Source organism: Pseudomonas sediminis, from assembly GCF_039555755.1.
Taxonomy (GTDB): domain Bacteria; phylum Pseudomonadota; class Gammaproteobacteria; order Pseudomonadales; family Pseudomonadaceae; genus Aquipseudomonas; species Aquipseudomonas mendocina_D.
Genome location: NZ_CP154631.1, coordinates 799,292 through 813,004 on the forward strand (window position 1 = coordinate 799,292; position 13,713 = coordinate 813,004).

General features: G+C 64.0%; 12 protein-coding genes and 1 pseudogene. 12 read left to right on the forward strand and 1 reads right to left on the reverse strand.

Translation table 11 applies throughout. The annotated features are described in order from the left end of the window. Window positions 1-46 precede the first annotated feature (46 nt). From AAEQ75_RS03840 to AAEQ75_RS03880, 10 genes and pseudogenes are all read left to right on the forward strand, one after another. Window positions 47-964 carry a LysR family transcriptional regulator gene (locus tag AAEQ75_RS03840; RefSeq protein ID WP_273252761.1) on the forward strand — a complete coding sequence of 306 codons (918 nt, stop codon included), beginning with the start codon at window positions 47-49 and terminating at the stop codon, window positions 962-964. 952 nt (window positions 965-1,916) lie between these two features. Then, window positions 1,917-2,339, forward strand: a pseudogene (locus AAEQ75_RS21885) (HAMP domain-containing protein); the annotation flags it as partial. 144 nt (window positions 2,340-2,483) lie between these two features. After that, window positions 2,484-3,197: a methyl-accepting chemotaxis protein gene (locus tag AAEQ75_RS21890; protein ID WP_430523453.1), complete on the forward strand. Its 714-nt coding sequence runs from the start codon at window positions 2,484-2,486 to the stop codon at window positions 3,195-3,197. 152 nt (window positions 3,198-3,349) lie between these two features. Further along, complete coding sequence (locus AAEQ75_RS03850) at window positions 3,350-4,012, forward strand: TetR/AcrR family transcriptional regulator (RefSeq protein WP_273252764.1); 663 nt, start codon at window positions 3,350-3,352, stop codon at window positions 4,010-4,012. Beyond that, window positions 4,012-4,596: an IMPACT family protein gene (locus AAEQ75_RS03855; RefSeq protein ID WP_273252766.1), complete on the forward strand. Its 585-nt coding sequence runs from the start codon at window positions 4,012-4,014 to the stop codon at window positions 4,594-4,596. The genes AAEQ75_RS03850 and AAEQ75_RS03855 overlap by 1 nt, the downstream gene beginning before the upstream one ends. Next, window positions 4,593-5,159, forward strand: a complete 567-nt coding sequence (locus AAEQ75_RS03860; protein ID WP_273252768.1) for a DUF922 domain-containing protein — start codon at window positions 4,593-4,595, stop codon at window positions 5,157-5,159. The genes AAEQ75_RS03855 and AAEQ75_RS03860 overlap by 4 nt, the downstream gene beginning before the upstream one ends. A gap of 165 nt (window positions 5,160-5,324) precedes the next feature. Then, window positions 5,325-6,011 (forward strand): SDR family oxidoreductase, encoded by a 687-nt coding sequence (locus AAEQ75_RS03865; RefSeq protein WP_273252769.1) that lies wholly within the window; start codon window positions 5,325-5,327, stop codon window positions 6,009-6,011. Between the two features lie 378 nt (window positions 6,012-6,389). After that, window positions 6,390-7,937, forward strand: coding sequence for an ABC transporter ATP-binding protein (locus AAEQ75_RS03870; RefSeq protein WP_343350918.1), 1,548 nt, complete (start codon window positions 6,390-6,392; stop codon window positions 7,935-7,937). A gap of 11 nt (window positions 7,938-7,948) precedes the next feature. Then, window positions 7,949-9,052 carry an ABC transporter permease gene (locus AAEQ75_RS03875; RefSeq protein WP_106733557.1) on the forward strand — a complete coding sequence of 368 codons (1,104 nt, stop codon included), beginning with the start codon at window positions 7,949-7,951 and terminating at the stop codon, window positions 9,050-9,052. 108 nt (window positions 9,053-9,160) lie between these two features. Continuing rightward, window positions 9,161-10,087, forward strand: coding sequence for an ABC transporter permease (locus tag AAEQ75_RS03880; protein ID WP_343350919.1), 927 nt, complete (start codon window positions 9,161-9,163; stop codon window positions 10,085-10,087). A gap of 80 nt (window positions 10,088-10,167) precedes the next feature. On the opposite strand, the gene AAEQ75_RS03885 is transcribed toward AAEQ75_RS03880, so the two are convergent. After that, the gene (locus AAEQ75_RS03885; protein WP_125836789.1) at window positions 10,168-10,632 is read right to left on the reverse strand and encodes an REP-associated tyrosine transposase; all 465 of its coding nucleotides are present in this window, start codon (window positions 10,630-10,632) and stop codon (window positions 10,168-10,170) included. Window positions 10,633-10,863: 231 nt separating this feature from the next. Here AAEQ75_RS03885 and AAEQ75_RS03890 point away from each other — a divergent pair, with 231 nt between their 5' ends. Both AAEQ75_RS03890 and AAEQ75_RS03895 read left to right on the forward strand, forming a co-directional pair. Next, a complete protein-coding gene (locus tag AAEQ75_RS03890) occupies window positions 10,864-12,219 on the forward strand; it encodes an 8-oxoguanine deaminase (protein ID WP_125836788.1) in 1,356 nt (451 codons plus the stop codon). 356 nt (window positions 12,220-12,575) lie between these two features. Continuing rightward, window positions 12,576-13,658: a BMP family ABC transporter substrate-binding protein gene (locus AAEQ75_RS03895; protein WP_125834542.1), complete on the forward strand. Its 1,083-nt coding sequence runs from the start codon at window positions 12,576-12,578 to the stop codon at window positions 13,656-13,658. Window positions 13,659-13,713: the final 55 nt, after the last annotated feature.

Genomic DNA, 13,713 nt, shown 5'->3' on the forward strand with positions numbered 1-13,713 from the left:
GTAAAACAGTACTCTTCTTATCTTCAGTTCAAGGCCTACTAAACAAATGAGCAGCCGCCGCCCCGATCCGCTGGCCCAGGTCAGCGACTTTGAAATCCGCCTGCTCAAGCTGTTTCGCAGCGTGGTGGAATGCGGCGGTTTTTCCGCAGCCGAAAGCGCCCTGGGCATCGGCCGCTCGGCCATCAGCCAGCAGATGAGCGACCTCGAACAACGCCTCGGCCTGCGCCTGTGCCAGCGCGGCCGCGCCGGTTTCGCCCTGACCGAGGAAGGCCGCGAGGTGTACCAGAGCACCCTGCAATTGCTGGCGGCGCTGGAAAGCTTTCGCACCGAGGTCAACGGCCTGCACCAGCACCTGCGTGGCGAGCTGAACATCGGCCTGACCGACAACCTGGTGACCATCCCGCACATGCGCATCACCAACGCCCTGGCGCGGCTCAAGGTGCAGGGACCGGACGTGCGCATCAACATCCGCATGACGCCGCCGTCAGAGGTGGAACAGGGCGTGCTCGACGGCCGCCTGCATATCGGCGTGGTACCGCAGGTCGGCGCCCTCTCCGGCCTGGAATACCAGGCGCTGTACGACGAGCGCTCGCTGCTCTACTGCGCGGTCGGCCACCCGCTGTTCTATGTCGATGACCAGCAGCTTGAAGACCAACGTCTCAACGCTCAGGAGGCCATCGCCCCGACCTTCCGCGTGCCCCCCGAGGTGCAGAGCCACTACCAGGCGCTGAACTGCACGGCCAGCGCCTCGGACCGCGAAGGCATGGCCTTCCTTATTCTCACCGGGCGCTATATCGGCTACCTGCCGGACCACTATGCCCAGGCCTGGGTCCAGCAGGGTCGCCTACGCGCGCTCAAGGCCAGCAGCCGCTTCTACGACATCAACCTGGCAGCGGTCACGCGCAAAGGCCGCCGTGCGCACCTGGTGCTGGAGAGCTTTCTCGAGACCCTGGCTGAGGCCTGACCGCACACCAAAAAAGCGCTCGAGCACCAATAACGGGCAAGCCCTTAGTCCCGGTGGCCCCCGAACAACCCAGTCGAAACCAGACTTACCGCTGCAGAACGCCGATATCATGTCGCCATATTAATGACGGCAAGTTTCTTGCTGGCAAATCGCCTGGGCGATGATCGCACTGCGCTTACTCCCTTCGCATGGCCGGCCACTCGGCTGTCGTTACTCCTGGTTCTCGAGGCTCATGATGTTCTTCTTCAAACCGGTTCTGGCGTTGATGAACCGCGCGCGTTACGCCCACAAATTCCTGCTGATCTTTACTGTGTTCATGCTGCCCTACTGCTGGCTATCGGTGAGCAAGCTACTCGACGTCAACGCCACGCTGGAGCAGTCGCAGCACGAGCTACAAGGCCTGCAGACCATCGAGCACTACCTGCCGGTGTATCGCCAGGCCCTGGAGCAGGCCGGCATGCATGTGATCGGCTATGCGCGTAACAAGGACGACGCCAAGCAGGAGATCGAGCGCCGCAGCCAGAGCTTCGTCGCGGCCATCGCGGAACTCAATTCCAGCCTCGATAGCGGCGTGTTCGCCGACATGAAGCTCGCCGAAAGCGACCCCGGCTTCAGCCTGGACAAGAAACTGTCGGTGCAGGGCCTCAGCTCGCAGATGATCGAGCACGTCGCCTCGGTGCACGACCTGAGCGCCAACATGCGCGAGATCGCCGCCTTGTCCAAGTTGAGCCAGGACAGCAACCCGCGCATCTACCGCAACGTAGACCTGCTGCTCAATCAACTGCTGCCGCTGTACGAAGTGCTGACCCAGACCCGCACCTATGCTGGCTACATGACTGCCTACGGCTTCCTCGAATCCTCGTCGCGTTCGGCCATCACCAACCAGCTCAGCACTCTGCAACGCTACGCCGGCGGCATCGAGGCCAAGGGCAACGCCGAGGCCCAGCAGTTGATGACGAGCGCCGCGCGAGATGCCGCCGAGCAATACAAGCGCGAGATCGTCGATATCTATACCCGGAGCGGCTACTTCGACCAGAACGCGGTGGAACACTGGCTGCAGCGCTACGAATCCTATGCGCCGCAGGCAGCCGAGCTGGACAAGGCCGCGAGCCTGCTGCTGGAGGAAACTGCCGGACTGCTGCAGGCTCGCACCGACGCCGACCTGCGCGAACTGGTGCTGTGGGCTGGCACCCTGCTGGTGGTGATCGCCTTGCTGGTGTACCTGTTCGTTGGTTTCTACCTGTCAGTGCGCGGCGCCATTCGCGACCTGACCAATGCCACCCGACGCATGGCAGAAGGTGACCTGCGTCAAAGCGTGAAGACCGCTGCGCGTGACGAGCTGGGCGACCTGGCCCAGGACTTCAACGAGATGCAGACGCGCATGAGCGAGCTGATCGCCCAGGTCGCACGCTTCTCCGAAACCACCCTGGACAAGGCGCAGAGCGTCAGCGACAGCGCCTCCACCAGCCAGCGCAGCGTCGAGCGTCAGGCCAATGAACTGGAGCTGATCGCCACCTCGATGAGCGAGCTGGTCAGCAACGTTCAGGAGGTCAGCCAGAACTCCCACGTGACTGCCGACAAGGCCAATACCGCGGGCGAGAAATGCCGCGAAGGCCGCGTGCAGGTCGATCACGCCGTGTCGCGCATCAACCAGCTGTTCAGCGAGATGGACGACTCCATCGGTGCCATCACCTCGGTAGAAAAGGAAAGTGAGGAGATCGCCAAGGCCGTCGACCTGATCAAGAGCGTCGCCGAGCAGACCAACCTGCTCGCCCTCAACGCCGCCATCGAGGCCGCACGTGCTGGCGAACAGGGCCGCGGCTTTGCCGTGGTCGCCGACGAAGTACGCAGCCTGGCTATTCGCTCCCACGAGCTCACCGGCGAGATCGACCAGACCATCGGTCGCCTGCGCCAGCAAGTCGGCAGCGCGGTGAAGACCATTCGTGGCAGCCACCAGAGCGCGGCGCAGAGCGTCGAGCAGATCACCCTGACGGCGAACATCTTCGAGCAGATCACCGGCAGCATGGATCAGATCATCGACCACAACATCCAGATCGCCTCGGCCGCCGAGCAGCAGGCTGCGGTGGTTCAGGGCGTCGAGCAGAACACCCTGGAGATCAAGAGCCTCAGCGACAGCAACGCCCATGAAGCGCAGAGCACGGTGAACGTCAGCGACGAGCTGACCGGCATGACCCGCAACCTGCACAGCCTGATTGCCAACTTCAAGGTATGACCCGCGTGGCCGTCAGCGAGACCCGATCACGGCCGGCCTGGGGTGACGCAGCCGACGCAAACGGGCTTTTTCACGCCGTAATGCTTGTCACCCAGGCGGTGCTGGGGTATCTGTGCAAACGCCCCGCTCCCTGATCAGTCCGGAATCGCCTCATGACCTTCGAAGTCCCCGCCCACAGCGCCAACGACAAGCCCGCCGGACGCATCCGCCAGAAGAACGAAGAAGCCATCATCAAGGCTGCCGAGGAAGAATTCGCCCGGCACGGTTTCAAGGGCACCAGCATGAACACCATCGCGCAGAACGTGGGCCTGCCCAAGGCCAACCTGCACTACTACTTCAACAACAAGCTGGGGCTGTACCTGGCGGTGCTGAGCAATATCCTCGAGCTGTGGGACAGCACCTTCAACAACCTCACGGTCGACGACGATCCGGCCGAGGCGCTGGAGCATTACATCCGCGCCAAGATGGAATTTTCCCGGCGCCAGCCGAAGGCTTCGCGCATCTTCGCCATGGAAGTGATCAGCGGTGGCGACTGCCTGTCGCAGTACTTCAACCAGAACTACCTGGACTGGTTCCGTGGCCGTGCCGCCGTGTTCGAAGGTTGGATCGCCGCCGGCAAGATGGACCCGGTCGATCCGATCCACCTGATCTTCCTGCTGTGGAGCAGCACCCAGCACTATGCGGACTTCGCCTCGCAGATCTGCCGTGTGAAGCAGAGCTCGCGCCTGACCAAGCAGGACTTCGAGCAAGCCTCCGATCAACTGGTACAGATCATTCTCAAGGGCTGCGGCCTGACGCCTGCTGCCAAAGCCTGATGGCCTTCACTCTGCTCGGCCCTTGTGAATACCGCGAGGAGATTCGCAAAAGCCGCTTCATCGCCCTCGCCGCACCGATTGCCAGCGCGGCCGAAGCTCAAGCCTTCATCGACAGCCGCAGCGACCTGGCGGCCTCGCACAACTGCTGGGCATGGAAAGTCGGCAACCAATATCGCTTCAACGACGACGGCGAACCGGGCGGCACCGCGGGCAGGCCAATCCTCGCCGCCATCGAAGGGCAGGACTGCGATCAGGTCGTGGTGCTGGTGATTCGCTGGTACGGCGGCATCCAGCTCGGCACCGGCGGGCTGGCCCGCGCCTACGGCGGCAGCGCAGCGAAATGCCTGCAGGCCGGCGAGCGCCGCGAACTGGTGCTGCGCCAATCCTTCACCTGTCATTTGCAGTTCGCCGAACTGCCCTTGTTCAAGGCACGCCTGAACGAGTTCGACAGCCTGATCGAGAGCGAGAATTACGACGCCACCGGCGCACGCCTGCAACTGGCCGTGGCGCCGGCCGAGCGCGCCGCGCTGGAGCGTTTGCTGGGCGATATCAGCCGCGGCCGCGAAAGCCTGAGGGCGCCATGAAGCGGACGACTACTGCACTGCTGCCGCTGCTATGGCTGGCCCTGCCGGCCCAGGCCGAAGTCCTGGAGCAGTTGCAGAAGCATTACTATGACCTGCAGGTGGCGTCCGGCGAGTCCCTCAGCCGCGCCATCGACCAGGCCTCGCCGATTAGTCAGAACGGCCAGATCTACCACGCCTATACCCGCTGGAAGGTGCAGTGGAATTTCTGGTGGCGCGAGCAACGCGACGGTCGCTGCCAGATCGACCTCACCCGCACCCGGTTGAGCGCCACCATCACCCTGCCCCGCCTCGGTGGCGGCGACGCACAGCAGCGCCAGCGTTTCGAACAGTATCTGGGCGCACTGCGCGAACATGAACTGGGCCATTACCGCATCGGCCAGGCGGCGGCCGCCGAGATCGACGCGGCGCTGCTGGCGACACCTGAATACCCCAGTTGCACCGAGCTGCAACAACAGGCCAACCAGCGCGCCAATACCGTGCTGCAACGGCATGTCGAACATGAACGCCGTTACGACCGCGACACCGGTCACGGCCGCAGCCAGGGCGCCTGGTTGACGGAATAACACTGCAGCAAAAATGTAGGAGCGGCGCCCCGCCGCGAATCGTGCCTGGACGCACTCGAAAAGCTTCGCCCCGGGGCTGGCCTCCTACAAGGGATTGCCGTGCCGGGCTTATCGGATCGGCATTCGCTATGCTGATCTTCTTTCTCATCCGCAATGGAGCCTGACATGACTGCCCCCCGATCCATTCTGATCATCGGTGCCTCACGTGGCCTCGGCCTTGGTCTGGCCGGTGAATTCGCCGCCCAGGGCTGGGCCGTGACCGCCACCGTGCGCAGCGCCGCGCAACAAGCGCCGCTGCAGGCACTGCCCGGCGTGCGCGTAGAGCAACTGGAGATGACTGATCCGGACAGCCTCGAGCAGTTGGCCAACCGCCTAAGCGACCAGCGCTTCGACGTCATCTTCGTCAATGCCGGGGTCGCCGGCCCCGAGCACCACAGCACTGCACAGGCCAGCGCCGAGGAAATGGGTCAGCTGTTCCTGACCAACGCCGTCGCCCCGCTGCGCGTGGCCGAGCGCCTGCTGCCGAACCTGGCCGCCGAGCATGGGCTGATCGTGTTCATGAGCTCGATCCTCGGCAGCATCGAGGCGGGTGCCGGCCTGGGCATGCCGCTGTACGGCGCCAGCAAGGCTGCGCTCAACCACCTCGTGCAGTGCTTCGTGCGTACTCAGGACAACCCAAAACTCGGGGTAGTGCTGATGCATCCGGGCTGGGTACGCACCGACATGGGTGGCGCCGACGCCCCGCTGGATATCGACAGCAGTTGCAAGGGCATGGTCGAACAGGTCAGCGCTGCCGTCGGCCGGCCAGGCCTGCGTTACCTCGACTACCAGGGCAATGCGCTGCCCTGGTAAGCCTCACTGCGACCCGATCGATATTGGTCCGTGTCATGTGGCCAATATGCAATCGATGGGTTGAGCTTGGCGAAACCCATCAATCGTTCCCCGGGTTTCGCTGCGTTCTACCCAGGCTACTTGCTGGGGCTTCGAGCAAAACCCAAGGCATTGGAGTTACGAATCGCGGCTGAAGCCGCTCCTACACGAATGCCGCCCTATATACCGTAGTAGCACGCGCGAATACGGTGCATTGTGCACAGCGCACGGAGAGACGCGCACCAATGGCAGGCATTGCAGTGCGCTCGGCCATAGGCGAGAGCCCATTAAATGGGTTTTCTGACTCACTGGCCAAGTTTTTGCTTTATCCCCGCTCAGTCATGTTCATGAGCGCTTCCCATGTCCGCCCCACCCGCTTCCCCACGCCTGCAGCTGACCGCCATCAGCAAGCAATACCCCGGCTGTCTGGCCAACGACCGTATCGACCTGACCATCGCCCCCGGTGAGATCCGCGCTCTGCTCGGCGAGAACGGTGCCGGCAAGAGCACCCTGATGAAGATCATCTACGGCGTGACCCAGCCCAGCAGCGGCGAGATTCGTTGGCAGGGCCAGGCCCTGAAGATGCGCGATCCGGCCATGGCGCGCGGCCTGGGCATCGGCATGGTGTTCCAGCATTTCTCCTTGTTCGAGACCCTGAGCGTGGCCGAGAACATCGCCCTGGCCATGGGCGCGGGCGCCGGTACACCGAAGCAACTGGAGCCGAAAATTCGCGAGGTGTCGCAGCGCTACGGCATGGCGCTGGAGCCGACGCGTCTGGTGCACAGCCTGTCCATCGGTGAGCGCCAGCGGGTGGAAATCGTCCGTTGCCTGATGCAGGACATCCAACTGCTGATTCTCGACGAACCCACCTCGGTGCTCACCCCGCAGGAGGCCGACGAACTGTTCGTCACCCTGCGCCGCCTGGCCGCCGAGGGCTGCAGCACCCTATTTATCAGCCACAAGCTCGGCGAGGTGCGCGCGCTATGCCAGAGCGCCACGGTACTGCGAGGCGGGCGCGTGTCCGGCCATTGCGTGCCGGCCGAGTGCAGCGACCTGGAGCTGGCGCGACTGATGGTCGGCGACGCCGAGGGGCTGGAAAGCAGTTACCCGAAAGTCAGCGGCGGCCTGCCACGGCTGCGCGTCGATGACCTGAGTTGGCACAACCCCGATCCGTTCGGCTGCTCGCTGGAACGCATTCGCCTGGAGGTGCGTAGCGGCGAGATCGTGGGTATCGCCGGGGTGGCCGGCAATGGCCAGGACGAGCTGCTCGCCCTGCTCAGCGGCGAAACCCGCATGCCGCGTGGCGAGCGTGAGCGGGTCAGCCTGGATGCCGCAGCGGTAGCCAATTTGCACCCGGATGCGCGGCGCGGGCTGGGCCTGGCCTTCGTCCCCGCCGAGCGCCTCGGCCATGGTGCGGTGCCGGAGATGAGCCTGGTGGACAACGCTCTGCTCACCGCCTTCGGCCAGGGCCTGGTCAAAGGGGGGCTGGTGCAGCGCAGCAAGGTACGTGCGCTGGCCGAGCAGATCATCCAGCGCTTCGCGGTAAAAACGCCGGATGCCGACACCGCCGCACGCAGCCTGTCCGGCGGCAATCTGCAGAAATTCATCCTTGGCCGCGAGATTCTGCAGAACCCGAAACTGCTGGTGGCCGCGCATCCGACCTGGGGCGTGGACGTTGGCGCCGCTGCGGCCATCCACCGCGCGCTGATCGCCCTGCGCGATGCCGGCGCGGCGATCCTGGTGATCTCCGAAGACCTCGACGAGCTGTTCCAGATCAGCGACCGCATCGGCGCACTGTGCAGCGGGCGGCTGTCGCCGCTGGCCGAGACGGCTCAGGTGTCCACCGTGGAAGTCGGCCGCTGGATGGCCGGTGAGTTCTATCAACCCGCCGCTGCTGCGGCCTGCTGACGGAGCCCGTCATGCTGTTATCCCTGGAACCGCGCGGCCAAGAGTCGCGCCCCATGCTCTGGCTGTCGCCGCTGCTGGCCGCCGTACTGACGCTGGTGAGCGGCATGCTGCTGTTCACTCTGCTCGGCCATGACCCGCTGGAAACCCTGCACACCCTGCTGATCGCCCCGGTCAGCGACTGGTACGGCGTGTCTGAGCTGCTGGTCAAGGCACTGCCGATCCTGCTGTGCGCCCTGGGCCTGGCGGTGGCCTACCAGGCGCGCATCTGGAACATCGGCGCCGAAGGCCAGTTGCTGATCGGCGCCCTGGCCGGCAGTGCCATGGCCTTGCAACTGATCGACTGGGAAAGCCGCTGGGCACTGGCCTGGGTGGTGCTGGCCGGCACCGCTGCCGGTGCGGCCTGGGCCGGGCTAACCGCCTGGCTGCGCACCCAGTTCAACGCCAACGAAATCCTTACCAGCATCATGCTCAACTACATCGCGCTGAACCTGCTGCTGTTCTTCGTGCATGGCCCGCTGAAGGACCCGGCTGGTTTCAACTTCCCTGAGTCGGCCATGTTCGGCGATGCCAGCCGCCTGCCGCTGGTCAGCGAGGACGGGCGCCTGCACGGCGGCCTGTACCTGGCGCTGCTGGCTCTGGTGGCGGTGTGGGTACTGCTGCACAAGAGCTTTCTCGGTTTTCAGATCAAGGTGCTCGGCCTGGACAAGCGCGCCGCCGGTTTCGTCGGCTTTCGCGAGAAGCGCCTGGTGTGGTTCGCCCTGCTGGTCAGCGGCGCGCTGGCCGGCATGGCCGGCGTCGGCGAAGTGGCCGGGCCGATTGGCCAACTGGTACCGCAGGTCTCGCCCGGCTACGGCTACGCGGCGATCACTGTAGCCTTTCTCGGCCGTCTCAATCCGCTCGGCATTCTGTTTGCCAGCCTGTTGATGGCGCTACTGTACCTGGGCGGCGAGAACGCGCAGATGAACCTCAACCTGCCGCAGGCGATCACCCAGCTGTTTCAGGGAATGATGCTGTTCTACCTGCTGGCCTGTGACGTGCTGATCTTCTACCGGCCACGGCTGAAGTGGAAATGGGCGAAGCGCGGCGCCAAAAACAACACCGAGGCCATGGCCTGACAAAGAACCTGTAGGAGCGAGCTTGCTCGCGATCCTTGGCGACACTGATCGCGAGCAAGAATTGGGCGTCCCCCTCGCGCCTACAAAGCTATACACAAAGGAATCCCCATGGATCTCGATCTGTTGACCAATATTTTCTACGCCATGGCGCGCACCGGCACGCCGCTGCTACTGGTGGCCCTGGGCGAGCTGGTGTGCGAGAAGAGCGGCGTGCTCAACCTCGGCCAGGAAGGCATGATGCTGTTCGGCGCGGTGATCGGTTTCATCGTCGCCTTCAGCACCGGCAGCCTGTGGCTGGGCGTGTTGCTGGCGATTGCCGCCGGCATGCTGCTGTCGATGCTGTTCGCCGCTGTGGCGCTGGGCTTCAATGCCAACCAGGTGGCCACCGGTCTGGCGCTGACCATCTTCGGCGTGGGGCTGTCCACCTTCGTCGGCGCCGCCTGGGTCGGCAAGCCGCTGAGCGGTTTCGAGCCCATTGTCATTCCGCTGCTGGCGGACATCCCGCTGATCGGGCGCATGCTGTTCGCCCAGGACGTGCTGATCTACCTGTCCTTCGCCCTGTTCGCGCTGGTGGCCTGGGTGCTGCTGAAAAGCCGTATCGGCCTGATCATCCAGGCCGTTGGCGAAAACCCGGACGCCGCCAGTGCCATGGGCCTGCCAGTGCTGCGCGTGCGCACCCTGGCGGTGCTGTTCGGCGGCGCCATGGCCGGTCTGGCGGGCGGATACCTGTCGCTGGCCTACACGCCGATGTGGGCGGAGAACATGACCGCCGGCCGCGGCTGGATCGCCCTGGCGCTGGTGGTGTTCGCCAGTTGGCGCGTGTTCCGTGTGCTGCTCGGCGCCTACCTGTTCGGCCTGGCCAGCATCCTCCACCTGGTGGCGCAGGGCATCGGCCTGTCGATCCCGTCGAACCTGCTGGCCATGCTGCCCTACGTCGCCACCATCGTGGTGCTGGTGCTGCTCTCGCGCGATGCGATCAAGACCCGGCTGTATGCGCCGGTGTCGCTGGGCCAGCCGTGGCAGCCGGGGCATTGATGTGCACATGAATCGCGGCTGAAGCCCCTCCTACAGGGTGTGCGTCGCTTGTGTAGGAGCGGCTTCAGCCGCGATAAGCTCTACAGCCACACCGCATCCCATAGCGGGTAATCCACTACCCGTTTCACCAGGCCTGCCCGCACAGGATTGGCAATCACGTAACGCGCAACAGCTCGTAAATCCTCTTCCTGACGCACAGCCCGATCATGAAAGCCGGGCTGCCATAACGGGCCAACCCGAGACAAACGCTGATTGATCTGCCGTGAGCTGCGGCCTTTCACCTGGCGCATCAGCTCATTCAAGGTGGCGCTCTCCAGCTGCACTAGCCAATGAAGATGATCAGGCATCACCACCCATGCCAGCGAGTGCACTAGTCCGGTCTCATGAGCCTCGCGAAGCTCGGCGACCAATAGTCGCCCGAGAGAGAAATCCTGGAGAAGCGCTTCTCGGCCATACAGTACGGCCGTCAGTAAATAGATCCGACCAGTTTCGGAATAACGTCCACGGCGTAGTGCTCCTGCATGTGGTTTGTCTGAACGAAGCATTCCTTTGCCTCCTGATCGTGATTGGTTCTGTATAGCAGTTGATCGCGGCTGAAGCCGCTCCTACAAAAACACCGCGCGCCGTGTAGGAGCGGCTTCAGCCGCGATAGGCTTGTTGCCCCTGACTTCAGAGTCAGCTATCTTCGCCGCACGTCATTTCCGACGCACCTGGATCAGCAGACAGGGTCAACACTGAGCTGGCTTACCTGACATCAACCTCAGAGGAGCCTGCTCATGGCAGCTACCCGTATCTGGATCAAGAACCCCCTCGCCATCTTCACCGCCAATGACCTGGACGCTTCCGGCGGCCTGGTGATCGAGGATGGCCGCATCGTCGAAGTGCTCAGCAAAGGCCAGCAACCTGCCGCGCCCTGCCAGCAAGTGTTCGACGCCCGCGAGCACGTGGTGCTGCCGGGCCTGATCAATACCCACCATCACTTCTACCAGACCCTCACCCGCGCCTGGGCGCCGGTGGTCAACCAGCCGCTGTTCCCCTGGCTGAAGACGCTCTACCCAGTCTGGGCACGCCTCACTCCCGAAAAGCTCGCCCTGGCCAGCAAGGTGGCGCTGGCCGAACTGCTGCTGTCCGGCTGCAGCACCGCGGCCGATCACCATTACCTGTTCCCCGGCGGCCTGGAGAACGCGATCGATGTGCAGGTCGAAGCGGTACGCGAACTGGGCATGCGCGCCATGCTCACGCGCGGTTCGATGAGCCTGGGCGAAGCGGACGGCGGGCTGCCGCCGCAGCAAACGGTGCAGCAGGGTGAGGTGATCCTGGCGGACAGCCAGCGCCTGATCGGCCAGTACCACGAGCGCGGCGACGGGGCGCAGATCCAGATCGCCCTGGCGCCCTGCTCGCCCTTCTCGGTGACTCAGGAAATCATGCGCCAGAGCGCCGAACTGGCCGAGGAGCTGGACGTGCGTCTGCACACCCACCTGGCCGAAACCCTCGACGAGGAGGACTTCTGCCTGCAGCGCTTTGGCCTGCGCACCGTGGATTACCTGGACAGCGTCGGCTGGCTCGGCCCACGCACCTGGCTGGCCCATGGCATCCATTTCAACCCCGACGAAATCACCCGCCTGGGCGCTGCCGGCACCGGCATCTGTCATTGCCCCAGCTCCAACATGCGCCTGGCTTCGGGCATCTGCCCCAGCGTCGAGCTGGAAGCCGCCGGTGCGCCGCTGGGCCTGGGCGTCGATGGCTCTGCCTCCAACGATGCCTCGAACATGATCCTCGAAGCGCGCCAGGCGCTGTACATCCAGCGCCTGCGCTACGGCGCCGAGCAGATCACCCCGCAGCGCGTGCTTGGCTGGGCCAGCAAGGGCTCGGCGAAACTGCTGGGGCGCAGCGACATCGGTGAACTGGCTGTAGGCAAGCAGGCCGACCTGGCGCTGTTCAAGCTCGATGAGCTGCGCTTCTCCGGCAGTCACGATCCACTCTCCGCACTGCTGCTGTGCGGCGCCGACCGCGCCGACCGGATGATGATCGGCGGCACCTGGCGCGTTATCGATGGGCAGATCGAAGGGCTCGATGTGGCGCAGCTGATCGCCAATCACCGCCAGGCGGCGCGTGAGCTGATCAACGGCTGAGGACGATCCGCAGGGTGAGCCGTGCGCGCTGGTGAACCAAGGTGCGCACGGCGCACCCTACGAGCGGTCAGCGATTAATCGGCTGTAGGAGCGAGCTCTGCTCGCGAAGGCTCATACCTCGAACGCTTCGCGAGCAGAGCTCGCTCCTACCTGCGTACATCCCACAAGCAGTCGCCCTTTGCGCACCACAAAACGGCAACTACACGCGCTGCGCACCAAGACCGTTCCATCCCGCACAACCGCATCTGCATGAAATGGGTCCGCCACGGCTATCTGTCTTGTTGGTCAGCTTTTTGCAGTCATGGGATCAGCCAACCAACGGCCATCCCAATACCAAGACTGGAGCTGCACCCACCATGTTCGAGAAGAGCAAAAAACCGCTGCTGCGCACCCTCGTCGCCGCCCTGGGCTTTGGCGCCATGCTCAGCGCCTCCGCCGCCGATCCCTTGAAAGTCGGCTTCGTCTACATCGGCCCCATCGGCGACCACGGCTGGACTTACCAGCACGAACAAGGCCGGCAAATGCTGATCAAGGAAATGGGCGACAAGGTCACCACCAGCTTCGTCGAGAACGTGCCGGAAGGTGCCGACGCCGAGCGGGTGATCCGCAACATGGCCAAGGGCGGTTTCGACCTGATCTTCACCACCTCCTTCGGCTACATGAACCCAACCATCAAGGTGGCCAAGCAATTCCCCAAGGTGACCTTCGAGCACGCCACCGGCTACAAGCAGGACAAGAACGTCGGCACCTACCTGTCGCGCTCCTATGAGGGGCGCTACGTTGGCGGCTTCCTCGCGGCGAAGATGACCAAGACCAAGAAAGTCGGCTACATCGCCTCCTTCCCGATCCCGGAGGTGATCCGCGACATCAACGCCATCCAGCTGGCGCTGGACAAGTACAATCCGGGCACCGAGATCAAGGTGGTGTGGGTCAACACCTGGTTCGATCCGGGCAAGGAATCCGACGCTGCCAACGCGCTGATCGACCAGGGCGTGGACGTGATGTTCCAGCACACCGACAGCCCGGCACCGATCCAGACCGCTGAGCGCCGTGGCATCTACTCCGTCGGCTACGCCTCGGACATGGCTCACTTCGGACCCAAGGCAGTGCTCACCTCCATCGTCAACGACTGGGGCCCGCACTACGTCAAATCCACCCAGGCGGTGATCGACGGCAGCTGGCAGCCACAGGACTTCTGGGGTGGCCTGGCCGAGGACACCATCGAACTGCCGATCAGCGACCTGGTGCCGGCTGACGTGAAGAGCGAAGCCGAGCAGATCATCGCCGACATTCGTAGCGGCGCGTTCCACCCCTTCACCGGCCCGATCAAGGACCAAAGTGGCGCGGTACGCATCGCCGAGGGCGTGAGCGCGACCAACGCCGAGCTGGCCTCGATGAACTACTACGTGGAAAACGTGAAGGCCGAAATGCCGAAGTAAGCAGATTGGTAAAGCCTGCGGCTGAAGCCGCTCCCACACCTGTAGGAGCGGCTTC

Bases quoted from the DNA above. Each gene is read 5' to 3' on its own strand.
- AAEQ75_RS03840 (WP_273252761.1), top strand. From the start codon at position 47: ATGAGCAGCCGCCGCCCCGATCCGCTGGCCCAGGTCAGCGACTTTGAA.
- AAEQ75_RS21890 (WP_430523453.1), top strand. From the start codon at position 2,484: ATGAGCGAGCTGGTCAGCAACGTTCAGGAGGTCAGCCAGAACTCCCAC.
- AAEQ75_RS03850 (WP_273252764.1), top strand. From the start codon at position 3,350: ATGACCTTCGAAGTCCCCGCCCACAGCGCCAACGACAAGCCCGCCGGA.
- AAEQ75_RS03855 (WP_273252766.1), top strand. From the start codon at position 4,012: ATGGCCTTCACTCTGCTCGGCCCTTGTGAATACCGCGAGGAGATTCGC.
- AAEQ75_RS03860 (WP_273252768.1), top strand. From the start codon at position 4,593: ATGAAGCGGACGACTACTGCACTGCTGCCGCTGCTATGGCTGGCCCTG.
- AAEQ75_RS03865 (WP_273252769.1), top strand. From the start codon at position 5,325: ATGACTGCCCCCCGATCCATTCTGATCATCGGTGCCTCACGTGGCCTC.
- AAEQ75_RS03870 (WP_343350918.1), top strand. From the start codon at position 6,390: ATGTCCGCCCCACCCGCTTCCCCACGCCTGCAGCTGACCGCCATCAGC.
- AAEQ75_RS03875 (WP_106733557.1), top strand. From the start codon at position 7,949: ATGCTGTTATCCCTGGAACCGCGCGGCCAAGAGTCGCGCCCCATGCTC.
- AAEQ75_RS03880 (WP_343350919.1), top strand. From the start codon at position 9,161: ATGGATCTCGATCTGTTGACCAATATTTTCTACGCCATGGCGCGCACC.
- AAEQ75_RS03885 (WP_125836789.1), bottom strand. From the start codon at position 10,632: ATGCTTCGTTCAGACAAACCACATGCAGGAGCACTACGCCGTGGACGT.
- AAEQ75_RS03890 (WP_125836788.1), top strand. From the start codon at position 10,864: ATGGCAGCTACCCGTATCTGGATCAAGAACCCCCTCGCCATCTTCACC.
- AAEQ75_RS03895 (WP_125834542.1), top strand. From the start codon at position 12,576: ATGTTCGAGAAGAGCAAAAAACCGCTGCTGCGCACCCTCGTCGCCGCC.